The 21,367-nt window shown below is 74.7% G+C and carries 15 protein-coding genes; 4 read left to right on the top strand and 11 right to left on the bottom strand.

The window, feature by feature from the left end; translation table 11 throughout:
* Window positions 1-164 precede the first annotated feature (164 nt).
* Together ACFQ46_RS21650 and ACFQ46_RS21655 are read right to left on the bottom strand one after the other, a co-directional pair.
* Complete coding sequence (locus ACFQ46_RS21650; protein WP_380261951.1) at window positions 165-1,601, bottom strand: glycosyltransferase family 87 protein; 1,437 nt, start codon at window positions 1,599-1,601, stop codon at window positions 165-167.
* A 14-nt stretch (window positions 1,602-1,615) separates the two neighbouring features.
* On the bottom strand, window positions 1,616-3,910 hold the full coding sequence (locus tag ACFQ46_RS21655; protein ID WP_380261953.1) for a transglycosylase domain-containing protein: 2,295 nt from the start codon (window positions 3,908-3,910) through the stop codon (window positions 1,616-1,618).
* Window positions 3,911-4,170: 260 nt separating this feature from the next.
* On the opposite strand from ACFQ46_RS21655, the gene ACFQ46_RS21660 reads away from it, so the two are divergent.
* The gene (locus tag ACFQ46_RS21660; protein WP_380261955.1) at window positions 4,171-5,475 is read left to right on the top strand and encodes an MFS transporter; all 1,305 of its coding nucleotides are present in this window, start codon (window positions 4,171-4,173) and stop codon (window positions 5,473-5,475) included.
* Between the two features lie 19 nt (window positions 5,476-5,494).
* On the opposite strand, the gene ACFQ46_RS21665 is transcribed toward ACFQ46_RS21660, so the two are convergent.
* The 3 genes from ACFQ46_RS21665 to ACFQ46_RS21675 all read right to left on the bottom strand — a co-directional run bounded on the left by ACFQ46_RS21665 (window position 5,495) and on the right by ACFQ46_RS21675 (window position 10,372).
* Window positions 5,495-7,240, bottom strand: coding sequence for a hypothetical protein (locus tag ACFQ46_RS21665; protein ID WP_380261957.1), 1,746 nt, complete (start codon window positions 7,238-7,240; stop codon window positions 5,495-5,497).
* A 137-nt stretch (window positions 7,241-7,377) separates the two neighbouring features.
* The gene (locus tag ACFQ46_RS21670) at window positions 7,378-8,043 is read right to left on the bottom strand and encodes a GNAT family N-acetyltransferase (protein WP_380261959.1); all 666 of its coding nucleotides are present in this window, start codon (window positions 8,041-8,043) and stop codon (window positions 7,378-7,380) included.
* A 49-nt stretch (window positions 8,044-8,092) separates the two neighbouring features.
* Window positions 8,093-10,372 (bottom strand): molybdopterin-dependent oxidoreductase, encoded by a 2,280-nt coding sequence (locus tag ACFQ46_RS21675; RefSeq protein ID WP_380261961.1) that lies wholly within the window; start codon window positions 10,370-10,372, stop codon window positions 8,093-8,095.
* 156 nt (window positions 10,373-10,528) lie between these two features.
* Between ACFQ46_RS21675 and ACFQ46_RS21680 the strand changes: the two genes are divergently transcribed.
* The gene (locus tag ACFQ46_RS21680) at window positions 10,529-12,403 is read left to right on the top strand and encodes a diguanylate cyclase domain-containing protein (protein ID WP_380261963.1); all 1,875 of its coding nucleotides are present in this window, start codon (window positions 10,529-10,531) and stop codon (window positions 12,401-12,403) included.
* Window positions 12,404-12,406: 3 nt separating this feature from the next.
* Here ACFQ46_RS21680 and ACFQ46_RS21685 read toward each other — a convergent pair whose 3' ends face one another.
* Window positions 12,407-13,297, bottom strand: coding sequence for a P1 family peptidase (locus ACFQ46_RS21685; RefSeq protein ID WP_380261965.1), 891 nt, complete (start codon window positions 13,295-13,297; stop codon window positions 12,407-12,409).
* 56 nt (window positions 13,298-13,353) lie between these two features.
* Here ACFQ46_RS21685 and ACFQ46_RS21690 point away from each other — a divergent pair, with 56 nt between their 5' ends.
* On the top strand, window positions 13,354-13,794 hold the full coding sequence (locus ACFQ46_RS21690) for a VOC family protein (RefSeq protein ID WP_380160085.1): 441 nt from the start codon (window positions 13,354-13,356) through the stop codon (window positions 13,792-13,794).
* A gap of 1 nt (window position 13,795) precedes the next feature.
* Here the strand turns inward: ACFQ46_RS21690 and ACFQ46_RS21695 are convergent, their stop codons facing one another.
* Window positions 13,796-15,517, bottom strand: coding sequence for a GAF domain-containing SpoIIE family protein phosphatase (locus tag ACFQ46_RS21695; protein ID WP_380261967.1), 1,722 nt, complete (start codon window positions 15,515-15,517; stop codon window positions 13,796-13,798).
* 125 nt (window positions 15,518-15,642) lie between these two features.
* On the opposite strand from ACFQ46_RS21695, the gene ACFQ46_RS21700 reads away from it, so the two are divergent.
* Window positions 15,643-16,011, top strand: coding sequence for an ATP-binding protein (locus ACFQ46_RS21700; protein ID WP_380261969.1), 369 nt, complete (start codon window positions 15,643-15,645; stop codon window positions 16,009-16,011).
* Window positions 16,012-16,025: 14 nt separating this feature from the next.
* On the opposite strand, the gene ACFQ46_RS21705 is transcribed toward ACFQ46_RS21700, so the two are convergent.
* The 4 genes from ACFQ46_RS21705 to ACFQ46_RS21720 form a co-directional block, all read right to left on the bottom strand.
* Window positions 16,026-16,850: an aldo/keto reductase gene (locus ACFQ46_RS21705; RefSeq protein ID WP_380261971.1), complete on the bottom strand. Its 825-nt coding sequence runs from the start codon at window positions 16,848-16,850 to the stop codon at window positions 16,026-16,028.
* 9 nt (window positions 16,851-16,859) lie between these two features.
* On the bottom strand, window positions 16,860-19,169 hold the full coding sequence (locus ACFQ46_RS21710) for a putative bifunctional diguanylate cyclase/phosphodiesterase (protein ID WP_380261973.1): 2,310 nt from the start codon (window positions 19,167-19,169) through the stop codon (window positions 16,860-16,862).
* A gap of 159 nt (window positions 19,170-19,328) precedes the next feature.
* Window positions 19,329-20,408, bottom strand: a complete 1,080-nt coding sequence (locus ACFQ46_RS21715; RefSeq protein WP_380261975.1) for an alpha/beta hydrolase — start codon at window positions 20,406-20,408, stop codon at window positions 19,329-19,331.
* Window positions 20,409-20,464: 56 nt separating this feature from the next.
* Window positions 20,465-21,160: a GntR family transcriptional regulator gene (locus ACFQ46_RS21720; protein ID WP_380261977.1), complete on the bottom strand. Its 696-nt coding sequence runs from the start codon at window positions 21,158-21,160 to the stop codon at window positions 20,465-20,467.
* Window positions 21,161-21,367 lie beyond the last annotated feature (207 nt).

Raw genomic sequence — 21,367 nt, forward strand, 5'->3', positions numbered from 1 at the left:
ACCCGCTCACCAGGTGCGAACGGACGGGGAACCACACGAGTCTACCGGCCCCAGGACGCACACCCTGCCGCACCGGTGCGACGGCCCCCGCCGACCGTCCACAGGCGGGAATGCGGACGGGCCTGTGCACGCGCGGACGACGCGGACGACGGGCGGACGGCGCCTCAGGCGACGCGCACGACCAGCGCGTCGGGCGCCCCGTCGAAGTCGCCACCGGTCGGGTCGTCCGGGCCGCGGGTCGCGCGGACGGCGTCGGTCGACGGCGTCCGCACCTCGCGCACGACGCAGACCACCAGCCAGGCGATCGCGGCCAGCCGCACGAGGAGGACCATCGCGTACAGCTCGGGCGGCAACGCCCGGTTGGTGTTGGTCTGACCGGCGATGTAGAGCCAGACGGCCCCGAAGTAGGCCCCTTCGGCCACCCACCAGATCACCTGGTCGCGCCAGCGGGGGACCGCCAGGGCGGCCAGCGGTAGCAGCCACAACGCGGCCTGCGGGGGGAACGACACCCCGAGCGCGCAGTAGCCGGCGACCAGCAGGAACGCGACCTGCGCCAGCCGGGGGCGCCGCGGGGCCCACAGCACGAACACCCCGACCAGGACGGTCCAGACGATCCACGCACCGATGGTCAGGACCACGACGGCGGGGCCCGGCAGACCGGAGGTGTTCGTGGCGTCGACGGCCTGCTGGGCCAGTTGCGGCAGGACCCAGAGCGATCCGTACCCGGCGCGCTGGTCGAAGAACGCCCGCAGGTAGGCGCTCCAGGCGTCGACGTTCGTCACGACGAACGGCAGGTCGACGGCGAGCCACGCCGCGACCGCGGCCCCCACCGTCGTGGCCGCCCCGCGGAACCGGCCGGTGCGCACCGCGAGCAGCACGATCGCGAGGAGGATCAGCACCGGGTAGGTGCGGGTCGCGACGGCGAGACCCAGCAGGATCCCCGCCGGCACCGGACGCCGGCGGGCCCAGCAGGCCATCCCGGCGGTGGCCAGCGCGACGCCGGCGAGGTCGAAGGACAGCAGGGCCGAGAGCGCCAGCACGGGACTGACGGCCACGAGCAGCGCGTCCCAGCCGCGACGGCGACCGGCCATCGTCCAGACCGCGATCGTCACGACCAGGGCCGCGACGAGCAGCAGGACCGTCGAGAGGTCGAAGTAGACCCGCTGCGCGGTGACCGTCACCTCGTACGGCGCGAACCGGGCGACGAGCCAGGCCAGCGCGGAGGTCACCGGCGGCTGGTTCAGCGAGACACCGTCGGCGTAGGGGCCGAGGCCCTTCGCCAGTCCCGAGGACGTGTAGACGACCGGCAGGTCGGTGTAGCAGGCGTGGACGAACTGGTCCGGGGTGTTCCAGCCGAGGGTGCGGCAGTGGTGCTTGCCGACGGCGCCCAGCGCGACGGCGACCGCCGTCAGCGACACCGCGACGGGGAGCGCTCGCGCCCACCACGGGCCGTCACCGGCGAGGCGACGGCCGGCCGGACCGCCGAGGACCTCGCTGCCCGCACGGGCCAGGGCGTCCACCGCGGTCGGCGGGACCGAGGGGACCTGCGGAGACTCCGCCGGGGTGGCAGGACCGGTGTGACCGGGGGACTCGGTGCTCACCCCCTCAGCTTCCCCTACCCGACGCTCGCGGCGCTCGCGGCACCGGTGGCGGCCGCGGCGTCCTGGGTCGCGGCCGCAGCGCCCTGGCCACCGGGGTTGCCGCCGTCACCGCTGCCCCCGGACGAGGACGAGCTGCTGCTCGACGAGGACGAGGAGGAAGAGGAGGAAGAGGAGGAGGAAGAGCTCGAGGAGCTGCTGGGGGAACCGGACGGCGTCCCGGTCGGGCTGCCGGTGGGGTCACCCGTCGGGGAGTCCGTCGGGGTCTGCGTCGCGGTGTCCGTCGCGGTGTCCGTCGCGGTGTCCGTCGGGGAGTCCGTCGGGGACTGCGAGGTGGTCGAGGACGACGACCTCGAGGAGGACGAGCCGCTGGACGTCGACCCCTTCGAGACGCCGACGTTCGCGCGCGCCGGGAAGTCCTCCTCGTCGATGCCCTGCAGCGCTGCCTTCATGAAGGCGGTCCAGATCCGGACCGGGTAGGAACCACCGGTGACCTCACCGCCACCGAGGTCGAGGGAGACGTTCTTCGTGCCGTCGGGACTGGTCTGGAACAGCGCGACGGAGGCGGCCAGGTTCGGCGTGAACCCCGCGAACCAGGCCGCCAGGTTGTCGTTCGTGGTGCCCGTCTTGCCCGCGGCGGGACGGTTGACGCGCCGGGCGTAGGAACCCGTCCCGGACTGCACGACCTGCTCCATGGCGTAGGTGGCGTCGGCGGCCACGTCGGCGGGGAACGCCTGCGACGTCGTGGGCGACGCGGTGTAGGTCCGGGTGCCCGAGGTGTCGTCGATGCTGGCGATGGTGTGCCACTGGGTGCGGGTGCCCTGCGCGGCGAACGTCGCGTAGGCCTGGGTCACGTCGATCGGGTGTGGCGAGGACGTACCCAGCACGTTGGAGATGTACTGCTGGCCCTGGAGACCGGGGGTGCTCTCGGGGTAGCCCGCCGCGACCGCCACGTCGCGGGTGGCGTTCGGGGTGACCTCCTCGTTCAGCTGCCCGTAGACGGTGTTGACCGAGTGCTCGGTGGCGGTGACGAGGTCGATGGTGCCGAACTGCTCGCGCCCGAAGTTCTTGGCGTCCCAGCCGTCGATGGTCCGTGGGCTCGCCCCGCTGAACGTCGTCTTCAGGGAGATCCCCTGTTCCAACCCGGCGACGAGGGCGAAGGGCTTGAACGTCGAACCCGGTTGCGCGACGGCCTGGGTGACGTCGTTGTACTGGGTCGTGAGGTAGTCCGCGCCGCCGTACATCGCGGTCACCCCACCGGTCTTCGGGTCGATCGCGGACAGCGCGACGTGGAAACCCTCGGGTCGCTGCGCCGGCAACTGGTCCGCGACGGCGGCCTCGGCCGCCTTCTGGGAGTTCACGTCGAACGTCGTGACGATCTTCAGCCCGCCGCGTTCGATGTCCTCCTCGGACAGCCCCACGGTTCCGGAGAGTTCGTTCTCGACGGTCTTCAGCAGGTACCCGTTCGTGCCGGACCACTGCGTGTTCGGCCGCTGCTCGATGGTGTCCGGCAGACCGGCGGTCGCGCGGTCGGCCGCCGACAACCAGCCCTCGGTGACCATCCCGTCAAGGACGTACTCGACGCGCGCCTTCGCGGCCGCGGCCTGCGTCTCGCCCTTGCGCGGGTCGTAGTTGCCGGGGCCCTTCAGGAGGGCGGCGAGCAGCGCGCCCTGCGACACGTTCAACTGCGCGGCGTCGACCCCGAAGTAGGCCTGCGACGCGGCCTGGATCCCCCACGCGCCACGACCGAAGTAGACGGTGTTCAGGTAGTTCTCGAGGGTCTCGTCCTTCGTCTGCTGCTGGTCGATCTTCAGCGAGATGAAGAACTCCTCGAACTTCCGCTTGTAGGACTGCTCGGCGGAGAGGTAGTAGTTCTTGACGTACTGCTGGGTGAGCGTCGAGCCACCCTGGCTCGTCCCGTCGCTCACGTTGGTCCACACCGCCCGCGCGATGCCCGTCGGTGACACACCGCGGTTGTCGTAGAAGCTGCGGTCCTCGGCGGCGAGGACGGCCTTCTGGACGCTGTCCGGCACCTGGTCCAGCGACACGTTCTCGCGGTTGCGGGCCGCGAACGTGCCGATGACGGTGGTGCCGTCGGAGTAGTAGACGGTGCTGGTCTGGGCGTCGGCGAGCTTGTTCGGGTCGGGGACCTTCACCAGCGCGTAGGCGGCGGCGAACCCGCCGACGGCGAGCGCGACGCCGGTGAGGAAGAGCCCGAGGAGCCAGCCGAGGATCGTGCGACGGCGTGGACGACGCTTCGGAGCGCCCCGACGGGGGGTCGGCGAGCTGGATGCGGGTCGTCGTGCGGCCACGTGTGTCTGGTCCTCCGGCGGTCGTGCGCGTCGGTGCGGGGACTCTCTCCCGCGCCGGTCGCGTCCTGGGTGCTGCCGATCCATCGGCTGCGCGCGGCGCGGCCTTCGGCACCACGCCCTGGGTGCTCAACCCTCCCAGTATGCGTCGAGCCGCGGGTGCCGCCCGCCGTCGGTGCTGGGCCGACCGGGTGTGCACCACACCTCCACAGCCCTCTCGGCAACCCTCCCGAGGTCGCCCGGTGATCGCTACGGTGTGGCGCGTGCCGACCGCGGAGACCACGTCGCAGAGCGGGGTGCTGCGCGAGCTGGGCGGGCTGCTGCACACCGGCCGCTACCGCCACCTCATGGGGGTGCGCCTCACGGGACAGGCCTGTGACGGGATCTTCCAGGCCGGGTTGGCGTCGCTGTTCTTCTTCTCCCCCGAGCGGCAGGCGACGCCGGCGGGGGTCGCGTTCGCGGCGGCCGTGCTGCTGCTGCCGTTCACCGTCGTCGGTCCGTGGGCGGGGGTGCTGCTGGACCGCACGTCCCGCCGCTCGGTCCTGGGGTACGGGAACCTGCTGCGGGGCGGGTTGGCCCTCGTCGCGGCCGGGGTCCTGTTCGCGGGGGCCGGCGACGTGGCCGTGGGGGTGCTGGCCCTCGCGGTGCTGTCGGTGAACCGTGCCCTGCTGGCGGGGTTGTCGGCGGCGTTGCCGCACGTGGTGGCGCCGGAGCGCTTCGTCCTGGCGAACTCGGTGACCCCGACGGCGGGGACCGTCGCGGCCGGGGCCGGCGCCGTCGCCGCGGTCGGGGTGACGGCCGTGGTCGGGCCGGGTGGCGGGGCGGACGTCGCGGCGCTGCTGGTCGCCGCGATCGGCTACGTCGTCGCCGGTGGCCTGGCGCTGCTCTTCCCCCGGGAGCTGCTGGGGCCACCACCGGGTTCCGCGGTGACGTCTGCGCGGGGGTTCCGCGCCAGCGTCGCGGACGTCGTGGCGGGGGTGGCGCACCTGCGCGACCGGCTGCCCGCGGCGGGTGCCCTGGGGTTGATCGCGTGGCACCGCTGGTCCTTCGGGCTGACGACGGTGGCGATGGTCGTGCTGTGCCGCACCACGTTGGCCGACGTCGACGACCCGGCGGCCGGGTTGGCCGCGTTGGGGCTGCTGCTGGGGGCGGTCGCGGCGGGGTCGGGGGCCGCGGCGGTCCTGGCGCCGTGGGGGGCCCGGCGCGGACGGGTCCACGCCTGGATCCGGGTCTGCCTGCTCGTGGCGGGTGCGGCCCAGGTCGCGATCGGGCTGACGCAGTCGCCGGTCGCGTTGGCGGTGGCGGCCGGCTTCCTCGGGCTCGGGGGTCAGGGCGCGAAGATCGGCGTCGACACCGTCGTCCAGCGCACGGTCGACGACGCCTTCCGGGGGCGGGTCTTCACGGCCTACGACCTGGTGTTCAACGTGAGCTACTGCCTGGCGTGCGCCGCGGCCGTCGTGCTCGTGCCCGCCGACGGCCGACTCGGCTGGGTCGCCGTGGTCCTGGGCGTCGGCTACGGCGTCTGCGCGCTGACGCAGGGCCGCGGCCGGGCCCGGGTCGCGGACTGAGGGTCGACCGAGAGGTCGGCTAGGGGGTCGGTTCGCCGACGGGGGTCGGCAGGCTGCCCAGGGTCATCGTCGGTCTGCCCGGCGGGGACGCCGGCCCGCCCGGTGCGGTGCTGCTCGGCGGGAGCGACCCGGTGCCGCCCGGCGAGGTCGGAGGGGTCGTCGGAGCGGTCGTCGTGGGAGGGGTGGACGTCGGCGCGGTGGACGTCGGTGGGGTGCCGGAGGGTCCACCCGGGGTGCGGGTCCCCTGCGGCAGCGGCGGTGCGCCGAGGCCGGCGCCGAGCCCACCCGAGGCCGGCGGGATCACCGAGGTCGTCGGCGTCGCGGCGGGCGGGACGACGGGCGCGGTCGTCTGCGCGAGCGCGGGCGGTGCGGCCGCGGGGGGGAGCGAGGGCGGCGGCACGAGGGCGGGGTCGGTCGGGGGGACCGAGGCCCCCGTCGTGGCGGAGGTGGACGACGACGACCGCCGGGTCGAGGGGGCCTGCGCACCGGAGGGCGTGTTCGAGGACCCGTCGGTGGACGCGGGAGCCGCCGGCGCCGACGACGTCGGCGGGGAGTCCGCCGTCCGGGGCGGCTGGACGATCGCGACCGGGTTGGGGACGTCCTTCAACCGGCCCTGCTGCACGGCCGCGATCGCGACGGCCGTTCCCGCGGTGGCCAGCAGCAACGCGCCGACCACGACGACGACCGGCCGCTTGGGCAGTGACCGTGCCTCGCGCGCGACCGGGCCCGCGGGGACCGCGGGCGGGAAGTCGGCGCCGTCGTAGGGGTCCAGCGAAGGACGCGGTTCGACGAAGGCGCGCATCCCGTTCACCCACGCGGGCAGGCGGTCGGGACGCTGGGCGGGGTCGGCGGACAGCGCCTGCAGCAGGAGGTGGCCGAGCCCCGGGTGCTGGGCCGTCAGCGTCGCCGCGGCGAGCTGCCGCTTCACCAGGGCGGGGTCGAGGACACCGTCCGGGGACGTCGAGGGTGGCATGCCGGTGAGGATCAGGACGGCGGTCGCACCGAAGCCGAAGACGTCGCTGGCGGCCGAGGGCAGCGCCCCCTCGCGGACCTCCGGGGCGGTGTAGGCGCCGACGGAGCGCTGCGCGACGGGACCGCGGCGCAGGCCGCCGAGGCTCGCGCCCGAGAGCCGGACCCCGTCCGCGGGCCAGAACCCGCCGAGGCGGACCGAACGCGGGGTGATGTCGCCGTGCACGACGGGCGGGGCGACCTCGGAACCGCGGTGCAGTTCCTGCAGGACGCCGGCGGCGGTCGCGAGGACGGTGAAGCGTTCCTCGACGCTGGCGCCCGGGTCGTCGCGCAGCCAGTCGGCGACGGAGCGCCCCGCGGCCTGCTCGAGGACGGCGTAGTTCCACTCCCGGGCGTCGGGGTCGGCCCTGCCCGGCCGGTGCGGGGCGGGACCCGCGAACGTGGAGACGACACCGGCCAGACGGGCGTGGCGGACCCGGGCGAGACCGGCGGCGCGTTCGCGCCACAGCACCTCGGGCGAGGTCGTGACCGCGTCGCCACCGTTGTCGTCGTCGGTGTGCACGACCTCGAGGCCGTCGGTGACCGTCGGGCGCAACGCGGCCAGGGTGAACAGCGCCTCACCCGTCGCGGCACGGTGGTCGATCACGTGCCACGCCTCGTCGGCGCCTTCGGCCTCACCGAGCAGCTCGTACCGGTCCGGATCGTCAGCGGGTCCCGCGTGGTGACGGACGAGCGAAGGAGCGTCGGATGAGGTCAGCCTGTCGTCGGGCCAGCCCTCGGTCGTCACCTGCGGCACCTCCGCACCTCGGCGGTGCCGCGCCTCAGGACGAGGGCGCACCGTGTTCGGGGCTCCATGATGCCCCACGTGGAGCAGCGCTCGGACCCGAACGCAGCACTCCCGGGACGAATCCTTGAAGTTCACCGGCCGGCGCGCTATGGGACACCCGGGACGAGCGCCGCGCGGGCGGCTTCCACGCCCTGCAGGCGCACCTGGCGGCGGGGTCCGGCCGCCCAGTCGGCGACGTCGAGGCGCAGGCGCTGCTGCACCGCGACGCCTCCCCCGCGCACGCTCCGGTGCTGTCCGTCCTCCCGGTAGCCGAGCCGGCGCGAGACCCCGAGCGAGCGCGGGTTGTCGAGGTACGCCTCACTGCGGGCGCAGACCGCGCCGAACCCCTCGAACGCCAGGTGCAGGACGGCCGCCCGCATGAGCGGCCCGGTCCCGCGGCCCTGGTGCTCCAGGCCGAGCCAGGACCCGGTGACCACCTCGCGCAGGACGGGGAACCCGTTCGCCTCCAGGGACTGCGTCCCGACGACGACCCCACCCCGACGGACGACGAAGTCGAGGCGCCACGCCTCGGGTGACCAGCCGCTCCACCCGCTGAGCTGCCGGCGCAGGGTCCGGCGGGCGCGTTCGGCCGGTTCGCCGTCGGTCCAGGGGTTCGCGAAGGGCATGGCGTCGGGGGCGTGGACGCCGCGGGCCGCGACCGCGGCGAGTTCCACGACCCCGTCGAGGTCCCCGGTGCGCAGTTCGACGTCACCCTCGGGGTCCGGCACGACGAGGCGGAGGTCGGCGAAGGGGTGCAGGTCGACGGGGAGCACGTCGCGAGCCTGCCGGGTTCCGCGACCCCGGGGCCAGCCGTTTCCGCCGCTACGGCTGGTCGAAGATCGTCACCCGCGGCGGAACTCCGTCGAACGCGCTGACCTGGACCGTCGCGTGCTGACCGGTGCAGGCCTGCGCGAGCCGGGAGGAACCGACGTCGCGGGTGAGGACGTTGACGTTGCCGTACCCGCAGGTGACCCCGGCCGCGGCCCCTGCGACGGGGTCGAACCAGGAACCGGTGGACATCTGCACGACGCCCTCCCGGACGGCGTCGGAGACGACGAGTCCCCCCAGGCAACTGCCACGGCGGCTGCGCAGCACGACGACCTGACCGTCGTGCAGTCCCCGGGCGGCGGCGTCGCGGGCGTGCATGCGGACGGGTTCGCGGCCGGCGACCTTGCCCGCCTGCGACGTCGCGCCGTGGTCGAGCTGGCTGTGCAGCCGCGTCGCGGGGTTGTTCGCCACCAACCGCAGCGGGAACTCCCCGTCGGGTTCCTCCTCGGGCGCCAGCCAGACGGGGTGGCCGGGGCAGTCGTCGTAGCCGAAACCCGCGATGGTGCTCGAGTGCAGTTCGATCCGGCCGCTGGGGGTGCGCAACGGGAACGTCTCCGGGTCCGCCCGGAAGGAGGCGAACATGACCTTCTCGCCGGGTTCGGCGGGCAGCGCGAACTCCCCCGCGGCGACGAACTCGGCGTAGGTCGGGGCGAGGATCCCGGCCCGGGACGCCGGGCCGGAACGCCACTCCTCGTAGAGGTGCTCGACCCACTCCTGCGCGGTGCGCCCCTCGGTGAACCGGTCACCGACGCCGAGGCGCCCCGCGAGGTCGGCGAGGACGGCGTGGTCGTCGCGGGCCTCGCCGAGGGGGGCGTGCACCCGGCCCATCGCGATGAGCCGGTCGTCGTAGCGGGCGGCGCCGATGTCGTCGCGTTCCAGGGTCGTCGTCGCGGCGAACACGACGTCGGCGTGGCGGGCGGTGGAGGTCCAGAACGGGTCGTGGACGATGACCGTCTCGGCCGCGCGGAACGCGCGCTGCAGGCGCTGCAGGTCCTGGTGGTGGTGGAAGGGGTTGCCCCCCGCCCAGTGCACGATCCGCAGGTGCGGGTAGTTCTCGTGCCGACCGTCGACCTCGTACGGTTCGCCGGGGTGCAGCAGGGCGTCGGAGATGCGGGCGACGGGGATGCGGACCCGCAACGGGTCGGCGAACTGCGGGAACGTCGGCAGCGGGTAGCTGCCGGCGCGTTTCCCGACGCCTCCGGTGGAGGCGTAGCCGTGCCCGAAACCGCCCCCGGGCAGGCCGATCTGGCCGATCATCGCGGCGAACGCGACGGCGGCCCACAGGGGTTGCTCCCCGAACCGGGCGCGGGCCACGGACCAGCTGACCATGACCATGGTCCGGCCGCGGACGGCACGGCGGGCGAGGTCGCGGATGCGCCCGGCGGGGATCCCGCAGATCTCCGCCGCCCACTCCGGGGTCTTCTCGATCCCGTCGTCGCCCCCGCGCAGGGAGTGCAGGAACTCCTGCGACCCCGCGGTGTGCGTGGTGAGGAAGTCCGCGTCGCAGGTGCCGTCGGTGAGCAGGACGTGGCACATCGCCAGCAGCAGCGCCGTGTCGGTCCCCGGGACGACGTCGAGCCAGTCGGCGTCGAGCTCGGTGGCGAGGTCGTCGCGCAGCGGGGACACCAGGACGAACTCGGCGCCGCGGGCCTTCGCCGACCGCAGCCGCCCGGCCACCTCGTGCCGGCTGATGCCGCCGCTGGCGACCTCGGAGTTCTTCGCGGGCAACCCGCCGAAGGCGATGACGAGGTCGGTGTGGGCCTCGACGCTGCTCCACGCGGTGGGCGAGATCAGCGGTTCCTGGCTGCCGACGATCCGCGGCATCAGCACCTCACCGACACCGTGGCTGTACGTCCACGTGGAGCGGACGGCACCGCCCAGGACGTTGGAGAACCGGTGCAGCTGGCTCTGGGAGTGGTGGAAGCGTCCGGCACTGGCCCAGCCGTAGGACCCGGCGTAGACGGCCCGCGGGCCGTGCTCCGCGAGCACCCGGGCGTAGTCGGCCGCGACCCGGTCGAGCAGTTCGTCCCACCCGACGGCGAGGAACTCGTCGCGGCCCCGGCGCTCGTCGGGTCCGGGTCCGTCCTCCCACCAGCCGCGGCGCACGTGCGGTCGCAGCACCCGCGCCGTGGGGGTGGCCGCGACCGGCACGTTCTGCAGCAACGACGACGGCGCCGGGTCGTCGGGGTGGGGGGTGACCCGCAGCCCCTCGCCGTCGGGGGTGGCGTGGAAGGCCCCCCAGTGGGAGGAGTGCGGGATCCCGGAGCTGCTCACCGCCCCAGGATCGCCGATGCGGCGGGTCGCTCGGAGCACGCGTCGCTCCCCGCCGCGGGAGCGGGCGGGCGACGGTCCGGTACCGGCGTGGTCACGATTCGGATTCACCCGGACGGAGCACTCAAGTCCGCGGCCGGACCTGCCGAGGAGGGGGTCATGATCGCGAGAGTCCACGACCTCCGGACGGGTGGCCACACCGTCGACCGTTCGGAGCAACGGACGGAGCAGCCGCAGCGCCTGCGTGGCGGCGGCGTCCGGCTCGGGGTCACGACCGCCGTCGTCGTGGCGGTCCTGTCGGTGGTGGCGCCGTCCCTGATCCGGGCCGATCACGTGGCCGACGTCGTCTGGTGGCCGGCCGCGGGGGCGGCGCTGGCCCTGGCGGTGCGCCGACCGGCCCGGCGGTGGTGGTGCGTCGCCGGGACGCTCGTCGGGGCCGTGGCCGCGAACGAGCTCCCCGGCGGGGTCGGGGACGGGTCGACGGTGATCGCGAGCGCGCAGGCGCTGCAGTGCGGGGTCGGCGCTGCCGTCGTCTCCGTGCTCGGCCGAGGGGAGTCTGCGAGCTCGCGCACCGGTCTGCGACTGCGACGGGGTCGCGACGCGTGGCGCCTGACCGCCGGCGCGCTGGCCGGGGTGGCCGCGGCCGCGCTGCTGCTGCAGACCTCGGGGTACGGCAGCACGGTGGCCTACGCCCTCAGCCAGCTGCTGGGCATCCTGCTCGTCGCACCGCTGATGCTGATGCCGCGCCCGCCGCGGGCCGGCACCGGGGACCACCGCGCCCGGGCCGCGATCTCGGAGTGGGTGCTCGTCCTGATCCTCTCCGCCGTCGTCTCCGCCGCGGTCCTCCACCGCGGCGCCGTCGGGCCCTGGTCGTTCCTCGTCGTGCTGCCGATCCTCTGGGGCGCAGCCCGTCTCGGGGTCGGCCGCGCGCTCTCCTGCCAGCTCGTCGTCGCGGTGATCGCGACCGCCGGGGCCGGCGCGGACCCTGCCGGGGGGCAGGGGCCGGTGGCGCTGCAGGCGCTGCTCTTCACCTCCGGTGCCGTCGCGCTGGTCATGTCGCTGGTCGTCCGCTCCCGCGAACGGGCCGTCGTCACCGCCTCCCGCCGCGAGGAGGTGTTCCGCCGGACCTTCGACGACGCCCTCCTCGGGGTCGCGCTGCTGCGGCTGCGCCCGGACGGTTCGGCCGTCGTCGCCCGCGTCAACGACCGTCTGCAGTCGATGCTCGGGGTCGAGGTGGAGGTCGGCTCCGACTGGTCCGAGCAGGTCCACCCCGACCAGCGCGGGACCTTCGTCGCGGCCGTCGCCGAGATGGCCGACGAGGTCGTCGCCGGTCGCAACGCCCACTGGCACGCCGAACTCCAGCACGGTGACGGGGAGGTCTGGCTGGAACTGGCGGCAGCGGCCTGGCCGACCCCGGGTGAGAACGGTCCGGGCGAGGTCGGCGCCGTCGTCCAGGTCGCCGACGTCACCCAGCGTCGCCTGGTCCAGCGCCGCCTGCGCGAGGCCGCGCTGCACGACCCGCTGACCGGCCTGCCCAACCGCACCCTCCTCGAGGACCGGCTGCGGCACGCGCTGTCCGCCGCGCACCGCAGCGGCAACCACGTCGCGCTGCTCTACTGCGACCTCGACGACTTCAAGCCCGTCAACGACACCGGCGGCCACGCCGCCGGCGACCACGTCCTCATCGGCGTCGCCGAACGCCTCGCCGCGGCCGTCCGTCCCGGCGACACCGTGGCCCGCCTCGGGGGCGACGAGTTCGCCGTCGTCTGCCCCGACCTGCCCGACGAGGCCGCCGCGGCCGCCGTCGCCGAACGCGTCGTCGCCGCGATGACCGACCCCTTCCCCGTCGCCGGCTGGGAGTTCAAGGTCGGCATCAGCGTCGGGCTCGCGATGGCGGACCTCGACCAGGACGCCGCGCGCGTCCTGCAACAGGCCGACGCCGCGATGTACGAGGCGAAGGGTTCCGGCAAGGGCCGGGTCCGCAGCGCCGGCCCCGCCCCCCGCACCATCGACCTGCGCCACGCGGGCGCCTGAACCTCAGCCCGGGTAGCGCTCGAACGGGCCGACCGTCTCGGCGCTCGCGATGCCGTCCAGCACCGCGTCCCGCACGACGTCGGCGGTGACCCGCTGCAGGTCCACGAGTTCGCGGACCCGGGCGGCCCGCTCCACCGCGAGCGGGACCGTCCCCGTCGCGAGCGCGAAGACGGTGTCCCCGTCGGCGAGGGTGTGGACGGGGTTCAACGCCCGGGCCAGGCCGTCGTGGGCGACCGTCGCGGTCCGCGACGTCTCCGCCGGGTCGAGCAGCGCGTTCGTGGCGACCACGACGAGCGTGGTGTTCAGCGGCCCCGGTTCGACGGGTCCCGCCACGGGCAGCCCCACTGCGTTGACGACCGCGAGCGCCGCCACGACCACCTCGCCCGAACGCGCCGAGGCGGACCCCACCCCGCCCTTGAACCGGCCCCCGACGACCGCACCGGTCCCGGCGCCCACGACCCCGCGCTCGACGGGGCCGGGGTGGGCGGAAGCGGCTGCGTCGTAGCCCATCTGCTCGGTGGGGTGGTGGCCGAAGACCCCACCGCGACCGAGGTCGAAGACCGCCGCGGCGGGCACGATCGGGACGACCTCGCCCGGGCCGGGACCGACGGGGAACCCGCGGCCCCGCTCGGCGAGCCACCGCTGCACGCCGTGGGCGGTGACGAGGCCGTAGGCGGAACCTCCGGCGAGCACGACGGCGTCGACCGTCGGCACCAGGGTCCGCGGGTCGAGGGCGTCGGTCTCGTGGGTCCCGGGCCCGCCGCCGCGCACGTCGACCCCGCCGACCGTGCCCGGGGGGACGAGGACGGCGGTGACGCCGGTGAGCCAGCCGTCGCCCCGGCGGGTGACGTGGCCGACCTCGAGGCCGGGGACGTCGGTGAGGGAACCGTTCACCGCGCCCACGCTAGTTCCGCCGCGCGGGGACGGGCGCCGGGGGTGAACGTGGCGTCATGACGAACGCGCCCTCCGCCCGCCCGACGGGCATCCACCACGTCCGGCTCACCGTCACCGACATCGCCCGCTCGAAGTCGTTCTACGAGGACGTCTTCGGGGTCCACCCCGTCGTCGACTTCAGCGACCGCGTCGACGAGACCGGAGTTCGCGAGGACCCGGAGAAGATGTTCGGCGGGTGCGCCTTCGCGGTGGGCGACCAGATCCTCGGCCTGCGCCCGGTCGCCCCGGCCGGCGACACCTTCGCCTCCACCCGGGTGGGCCTCGACCACCTCAGCCTCGCCGTGGCCACGACGGCGGACCTCGCCGCGGCGGCCGAACGGTTGGCCGAACGCGGTGTCGCGCACGGCGAGATCGTCGAACTCACCGACATGGGCATCGCGATCCTGTCCCTGCAGGACCCCGACGACATCAACCTGGAACTGACCGCGCCCCTCTGAGTCAGGGGAACCGCACGGCGAGGAGGGCGCAGTCGTCCTCGCCGCGCGTCCCGACGAGTTCGGCGAGCAGTTCGTCGAGGAGCGCGTCCAGGCCCGCGCCGACGTGGCGGGTCAGGGAGGACCGGACGCGTTCGATCCCGCCGGTGAGGCTGTGCCCGCGGTGCTCGATGAGCCCGTCGCTGTAGAGCAGGAGCGTCGCCCCCCGCGGGACGTCGACGACGTGCTCGTGGCGCTCGACCTCGGGCAGCAACCCGACGAGCAGGTCGGCGGGGCGGTGGAGCAGTTCGGTCGTCCCGTCGGGGTGCAGCAGCACCGGCGGCGGGTGTCCCGCGTTCGTCCACCGCAACCGGTACCCCGCACCGGAGGCCTCGACCCGCGCGAGGACCAGCGTCGCCAACCCGTCCACCCCGAGACCGGACATCCCCCGGTCCAGGCGCGACACCAGCTCCGCGGGTGTTCCTCCCCGGTCCCACACGAAGGCCCGCAGCAGTCCCCGGACCTGGCCCATCGTGGCCGCGGCCACCATGTCGTGGCCCGTGACGTCGCCCAGGACGAGGGTCGTGTCCCCCGTGGGCCCGACGACGACGTCGTACCAGTCGCCGCCGATCTCCTCCTCACGGCTGGCCGGGACGTAACGCCCCCGCACCGCGAGCTCACCCGTGGACGCCGGCAACCGCGGCAGCAACGACCGCTGCAGCACCTCCGCCCGGGAACGCCGCTCGGCGTCCAGGGTCGCGCGGTCCAGGGCCTGGGCGGTGAACCGGGCCAACGCGCTCCACACGTCGGCCTCGTCCGAGAGCGTGAGGCGCTCGGAGTCCCAGAGCAGGCACAGCACGCCGATCAGCCGGTCCTGCACCAGCAGGGGCAGGTACGCCGACGCCGCGAAGACGGGCAGCGCTGCCTGCGCCTCGACGTCGGGGAAGGCGGCGCGCAGCTCGTCGACGTCGGCGAAGAGCAGCGGACGGCGCTCGCGGGCGGCGCAGGCGACGGGCACCGGTGCGTCGAGGTCGACGAGCTCCCACCCGCCCCCGGTGCCGGGTGGCAGGGTCGTGAGGTCGGCGAAGCGCAGCCGCCGGTTCCCCGCCTCGGGCAGCAGCAGTCCGCTCCAGGCCCCGCCCAGCCAGGACCGGGTGACGCTGGCGACGGTCGCGCTGACCTCCGCGACGGTCCGGGCTCCCACGAGGGCGTCGGCGAGGTTGAGCAGCAGCCGGTTGCGTTCCTCGAGGACGCGCAGGCCCAGCTCGGCGGAACAGGCGGCGGCGAGGTCCTCGAGCACCTCGATCTGCTCGGCGGTCCACCGCCGCGGTGCCCTGTCGATGGCGCAGAGGACCCCCACGACGGGTGAGGTCGGGTCCGCGACCCCGGTCCGGGGGTCGGGCAGGCGCAGCGGCGCGCCCGCGTAGGCCACGACGCCGAGGTCGGGGATGGCGAGGGAGTCGGCGGTCAGCGGGTCGAGCCGGGCGTCCTCGACGGCGAAGACCTTGCCGGAGGTGACGACGTGCTGGCACAACGAGTGGGTCAGCGGGGTCTGGCGCCGGGTCTGCCACGGTTCGGGCAGTCCGACCGCCCCGGGGAAGACCTGGCCGTCGCGGCTGACCATCGACACCAGCGCCACGGGTGTGCCGAGGGCGAGGGTCCCCAGCCGGGCGAACCGGTCGAAGTCCGCGTCCGGGTGCGCGGGCAGCAGGGTGGTGCTGCTCAGTCCGCGAACCCGTTCCTCCACCGGAGCATCATGCCCGGTGCGTGCGCTCCCCAGCGCCGGTCGGGCGATCGGGGGGAGTCCCGGTTGCCGACGTGGGACCGGGTGCCAGAGTTGGCTCCACACGAGTGGGAACGAACGGGAGTGGCATGACGCGTCTGGAGCTGCGGGCTGACCCGTCGGCTGCTCGGCGTGCCCGGTCCTGGCTGCGCGAGGAGTTCGCCGCCGTGGACCTCCCGACCCGCGTCCGGCAGACGCTGGAGCTGCTCACCACGGAACTGGTCACCAACGCCGTGCGCTACGGCGGGGAGCCCATCGAGGTGCGCCTGCGCCGCGCGGTCGGGTCCGTGCGGGTCTCGGTCAGCGACGGCGGGCCGGGGACGCCGGAGGTGCACCACGTTCCCCCGACCGCCACCGGAGGGCGGGGTGTCGCGCTCGTCGACACCCTCGCCCTGCGGTGGGGTTCGGACGCTGCGGGGGCGGGCAAGACCGTCTGGTTCGAGCTCGCCCTGCAGTGACCGGGGAGCGGTCCTCAGCCGAAGACGTCCGGGTCCGGCCCGGTCCGCTCGGCCCGGTCGAGCCCGCTGATCGCCGCGACCTGGTCACCGCTCAGCTCGAAGCCGACGACGTCGAAGTTCGAGACGATGCGTTCCGGCGTCACGGACTTGGGGATGACGATGTTGCCCTGCTGCAGGTGCCAGCGGATGACGACCTGGGCCGGGGTGCGACCGAGTTCCGTCGCGATGCCGGTGACGACCGGGTCGGCGACGAGGTCGAGGCGCTGGGCCAGGGGGCTCCACGCCTCGGTCGCGATGCCGTGCTCGGCATGGAAGGCCCGCAGGTCGTCCTGGACGAGGTAGGGGTGGACCTCGACCTGGTTGACCGTGGGGACGGTGCCGGTCTCGTCGAGGAGCTTGCGCAGGTGGGTCTTCTGGAAGTTCGAGACGCCGATGGTGCGGACGCGTCCCGACGCCTTGATCTCCTCGAACGCCTTCCAGGTCTCGACGTAGTCGTCGGCCTGCGTCGGCCAGTGGATGAGGTAGAGGTCGAGGTAGTCGAGCGCCAGCTTGGACATCGAGGCGTCGAAGGCCGCGAGGGTCTTGTCCCGGCCGTGCTCCTCGTTGGTGAGCTTGGTGGTGATGAACACGTCCTCGCGGGGGATCCCGCTGGCGTGCAGGGCGTCACCGACACCGGCCTCGTTGCCGTACCCGGCGGCGGTGTCGATGTGGCGGTAGCCGGCCTGCAGGGCCTGCAGCACGACCTCCGCGGTCTGCTCCGGCGGAACCTGCCAGACGCCGAACCCCAGCTGGGGGATCTCGACGCCGTCGTGCAACTTCACGAGAGGTACCTGGGTCATGCCGAAACCCTAGGGGGCACTCCCCACCCCGGCGAGGCGGACCGTCAGCCAGTCGCGGAACGCCGCGGCCGACAGGGGTTCGGCGTGCAGGAACCCCTGCGTCGTGTCGCAGCCCATCTCGCGCAGGACCTCCAGCGTCGCCAGGTCCTCGACCCCCTCCCCCACGATCCGCACCCCGAGCTCGTGCCCGAGCCAGATGGTGGAGGCGACGATCGCGGCCGAGCGCGGGTCGCGGGCGATGTCGGCGACGAAACCCCGGTCGAGCTTCACCTCGGCCACCGGGAGTTCCTTGAGGTAGGCCAGTGAGGAGTACCCCGTCCCGAAGTCGTCGATCGACAACGCGACCCCGAGTTCCCGCAGACCGTCCAGGACGGAGCGGGTCCGGGGGGACCGGCTCATGAGGACCGTCTCGGTGATCTCCAGACCGAGCCCGGCGGGTTCCACCGCGTGCCGACCCAGGAGTTCCGCGACCCGGGTGGGCAGGTCGACGTCGAGCAGGTTCGTCGCCGAGAGGTTCACCGCCAGCCGCAACCGCGACCCGGGGAACTCGACGCGCCAGGACGCCGCCGCGGCGAGCGCGTCGTCGAGGACCCGGTGGGTGAGGTGGCCCATCAGCCCGTGCCGTTCGGCCTCGTCGAGGAACTCCACGGGGCTGAGCAGGCCCAGGTCGGGATGGTCCCAGCGGACCAGGGCCTCGGCTCCGACGACGGCGCCGTCGGCGACGTCGAGCTGCGGCTGGAAGAGCACGCGCAGGTGCCCGCAGGCCCCGGGCACCTCACCGGGGTCGGCGAGGCCCAGGGCGGAGCGCAGCTGGGTCATGAGGGTCAGGCTGCCCCGGCCGCGGGCGGTCCCCCCGGGTTCACCCGACCCGAACGCGCACACCCGCCCGCCCAGCGTCTTCGCCTCGTACATGGCGATGTCCGCGCAGCGCAGCAGGTCGGAGGGCCGCTGGGCGTCGTGCGGGTAGCCCGCGACCCCGATGCTCGCGGCGACGTGGACGCGGTGCCCGAGCAGGTCGTAGGAACGGACCATCGCGGTGTGCAGGGCGACGGCGTCGGCGACGGCGCTCGCCGGGTCGGCGTCGGGGATCAGCAGGGCGATCTCGTCCCCGCCCAACCGGGCGACCAGGACGGCTGCCGGGGCCGCCTGGACGAGCTGACGGACCACCTGGCGCAGGAGCTCGTCACCGGCGGCGTGCCCGAGGCCGTCGTTGACCTCCTTGAACCGGTCGAGGTCGACGAGCGCGAGACCGAAGGGCTGGTCGCTCGCGCACCGCCGTTCCAGGTCGGCGAGCAGCGCCCGGCGGTTCGCGATGCCCGTCAGGTCATCGGTGAGGGCCTCGCGGCGCAGGGTCGCGAGTTCCAGGAGTTCCTGCTGCGAGAGGACCATCCGCACGACGGCGGCGGCCGCGGCCCCCGCGGCCAGCCAGATCGCCGAGCCCGTCAACGGGTGCACGTGGTCCACGACGAGCAACGCGAAGCAGGCGGGCAGCACGACCGCGGGCGTGATCACGATGGAGATCCGGGAACGGGTGCGCGGGCCGACGGCCGTCCGGACCTGCAGGGCGGAGACCCCGAGCAGGGCGATCCCGACGACGGCGATCCCGTCGACGCCGCTGCCCGGGGCGTAGCGGCCGGCGATCGAGACGACGGCGAACGTGGTGTCCGACGCGACCAACGCGGCGAAGGCCGCGGCGGGCAACCACCAGCGCCCGCCCGTGCGCAGGGCGGTGAGGACGCTGCCCACCAGCAGGAGCGCGTCGACCACGACGAGCATCACCCACGTCGTGACCGCTGCGGACGGCAGCCCGCTGGCACCGACGAGGGGCCGCACCAGGAACTCCTGGGCGAGGGCCGCGACGAGCAGGACGATCCCGAGGGCCTCGGCGACGTACCCGACGCGCCAGCGCTTCGCCCCCACCCAGACCAGCCGGACGATCGCGACGAGCATGGCCCCGTAGCCGACCACGTAGCCGGCTTCCAGCCCGGTGATCCCGCGCACCCCGCGACCGAGGACCGCCTCGGCGACGTCGAAGGCGATCTCGGAGGCGCAGTACGCCCCCACCCCGAGCGCCAGCACGGCCCAGAACGGGCTGATCCGCCGGCAGTGCCAGGCCCGCCACCCCAGGGCCACGAGGGCCGCGACCTCGACGCCGTTGCCCAAGGTCGCGTCCGCGAAGCGGCCGCTGCCCGAGGGGAGCAGTCCGAGGGCCACGCCGAGGCACACCACCCCGTAGGCCAGGGCCGCGAAGAGCAGGACCCAGCTCGCCCGGTTGGCCCGTCGCAGGGTCACGGCGTCGACCGGGAACTCCTGCGCCACGCGTCAGCCCTCCCCGGTGACCGGGTGCCGGACGTCCGCAGCGCGCGGCTGCGGGACCCGCAGCACGGCACCTGACGAGACGACCCTCACGTAGAGAGATGTTGCCCTACTCTGCGTCGCCGTGGGGCCGTTCCGCCGGTCCGTCGGCCTCCGCCCGGTTCACCTGCCCGCCGCCGGCCCCCCACCTGCGGGGACCCCCGTCGTGGGCAGGGTGACGGCCCGGTCGCGCAGGTCGACGACCCGTGGTCCCGCGGGCGGACGGCGGTCGAGGGTGGCGGCCAGGTGGTCCGTCGCCGCCCGCACCGCACCGGCGGCGCTCACCAGGCCCGGTACCGCGACGAAACCGTGCGGCACCCCCTCGACGAGCACGCGACGGACGTCCACCCCCGCCGCGAGCAGCCGCTCGGCGTACTCGCACGCCTCGTCGCGCAACGGGTCCGCACCCGCGACGACGACCGTCGCCGGGGCCAGGCCGCTCGCGTCGGGGATCCGCAGCGGCGAGACGTCCGGACGGCGACGCGTCGCGCGGTCCGGCACGTACATCCGCCAGAACCACGCCAGGTCCTCCAGGGAGAGTCCCAGGCCCTGGCCGAACTCCCGGTGGGACGGCCGGTCGAGGTCGCAGTCCAGGACGGGGCAGAACAACGACTGGTGGACGATCGGCGGGACGAAACCCGACCGCGAGCGCAACGCCAGGACGGCCGCGAGCTGGCCTCCCGCGCCGAGACCCGCCACGACGAGCGGCCCCCCGAACCCTTCGACGTCCCCGTCGGCCAGCGCACCCAGCAGGGTCGCGGAGTCCTCGAGCGCCGCCGGGTAGGGGTGCTCCGGCGCGAGCCGGTACCCCAGGCTCAGCACCGCCACCCCGGCGCCCGTCGCGATCGCGCGGCAGAGCGAGTCGTCGACGTCGCGCTCCCCCAGCGCCCACCCCCCACCGTGCAGGTAGAGCACGCTGGCCCGGCTCCCGGTGCGCGGCAGGTAGGTGCGCGCCGGCAGCGGACCGGCCGCCCCGCGGACGGTGACGTCACGCACCACGAGCGCGGCGTCCTCCACCGGTCCCGGCGCGTCCTGCCGGGCCCGGGCCCGGGCCACCGCGATGCCGGCCAGGTGGCGCGGCACCAGCCGACCCGTCTCCCGCTCGCGGCGGGCGACCAGCCGGGCCGCCTGGGGATCGCTCAGCCGAGGATCGAGCTCGACGTCCGCCGGACCGCCCGGGGTCGGGTGGAGCGCGGACGTCACCGACGCCGACGCCGACGCCGCCACCGACCGGATCCCACGGGAGGAGGGGCCCGCCATCAGGAACGCCCCGGGAGCGCGCGGTCCTGCGCCCGCCGGCGGACGACGGCCTCGACGGCGTCCCACGTGGGACGCCGGTGGGCCAGGCAGGCGCTCGCGAGCGCCTCGGCGTCGTGCGCCGCGAGGGCCGCCAGGACGGGGCGGTGCTCCGCGACGGCCTCCTCGACGCGGTGCGGGACGGCGTCGAGGGCCGCGGCGACGGCCAGGTGCCAGGACCCGTTGAGCGACTCCACCAGCGCCTGCAGCCGCGGGGACCGGGTCGCCGCCGTGAGGAGGTCGTGGAAGGCGGCGTCCAGGGGGGCGTGCTCCTCGGGGGTCCGGACCTGCTCCAGGCGCTCCTGCACCGAACGCATCCGGGCGAGTTCCTCGGGCGTGACGCGTTCCGCGGCCAACCGGGCCACCAGCGGTTCCACCGCCTCGAGGAGCATCCGGATCTCGAGGAGCTCCGTGAGGTCCACCAACCGCACCGTCGCGCCGCGACGCGGGTCGAAGCGGACGTAGCCCTCCGCCGCGAGGTCGCGCAGCGCCTCCCGCACCGGGGCGACGCTCACCTGGAGGTCGGCGGCGAGGGCGCTCTGCCGCAGGTGCTCCCCCGGCTTCCGGACGCCGGAGAGGATGTCGTCGCGCAGCGAGCGGCGGACGCGTTCGTGGACCGTCGTCCGCGGGGGCCCGGTCTCCACGAGTGCCCCGCTCATGCGGGGTGACCGCCGGCAGGACCCGGCAGGACGCCGCGGCGGGGGCGGGGCTGGGTCATCGAAGGCCTCTCGGTCGCGGGGTGGAGGACGGACGTCGGGGCTCCGATCCTCGGTGCCGCGATCGCTCCGCGCGTTGCCGTCGTGTTGCGTTCGTGTTGCGCGGAGCCGGGACCGGCGGGCGCGCCGGGGGTCGGGCCAGCGGGCAGG

This window comes from Kineococcus sp. GCM10028916 (genome assembly GCF_042674865.1).
Lineage (GTDB): Bacteria > Actinomycetota > Actinomycetes > Actinomycetales > Kineococcaceae > Kineococcus.

What these genes read in the sequence shown, in the direction of transcription:
- ACFQ46_RS21680 (WP_380261963.1), top strand. Translation starts at nt 10,529, where the DNA reads ATGATCGCGAGAGTCCACGACCTCCGGACGGGTGGCCACACCGTCGAC.
- ACFQ46_RS21690 (WP_380160085.1), top strand. Translation starts at nt 13,354, where the DNA reads ATGACGAACGCGCCCTCCGCCCGCCCGACGGGCATCCACCACGTCCGG.
- ACFQ46_RS21700 (WP_380261969.1), top strand. Translation starts at nt 15,643, where the DNA reads ATGACGCGTCTGGAGCTGCGGGCTGACCCGTCGGCTGCTCGGCGTGCC.
- ACFQ46_RS21705 (WP_380261971.1), bottom strand. Translation starts at nt 16,850, where the DNA reads ATGACCCAGGTACCTCTCGTGAAGTTGCACGACGGCGTCGAGATCCCC.
- ACFQ46_RS21720 (WP_380261977.1), bottom strand. Translation starts at nt 21,160, where the DNA reads ATGAGCGGGGCACTCGTGGAGACCGGGCCCCCGCGGACGACGGTCCAC.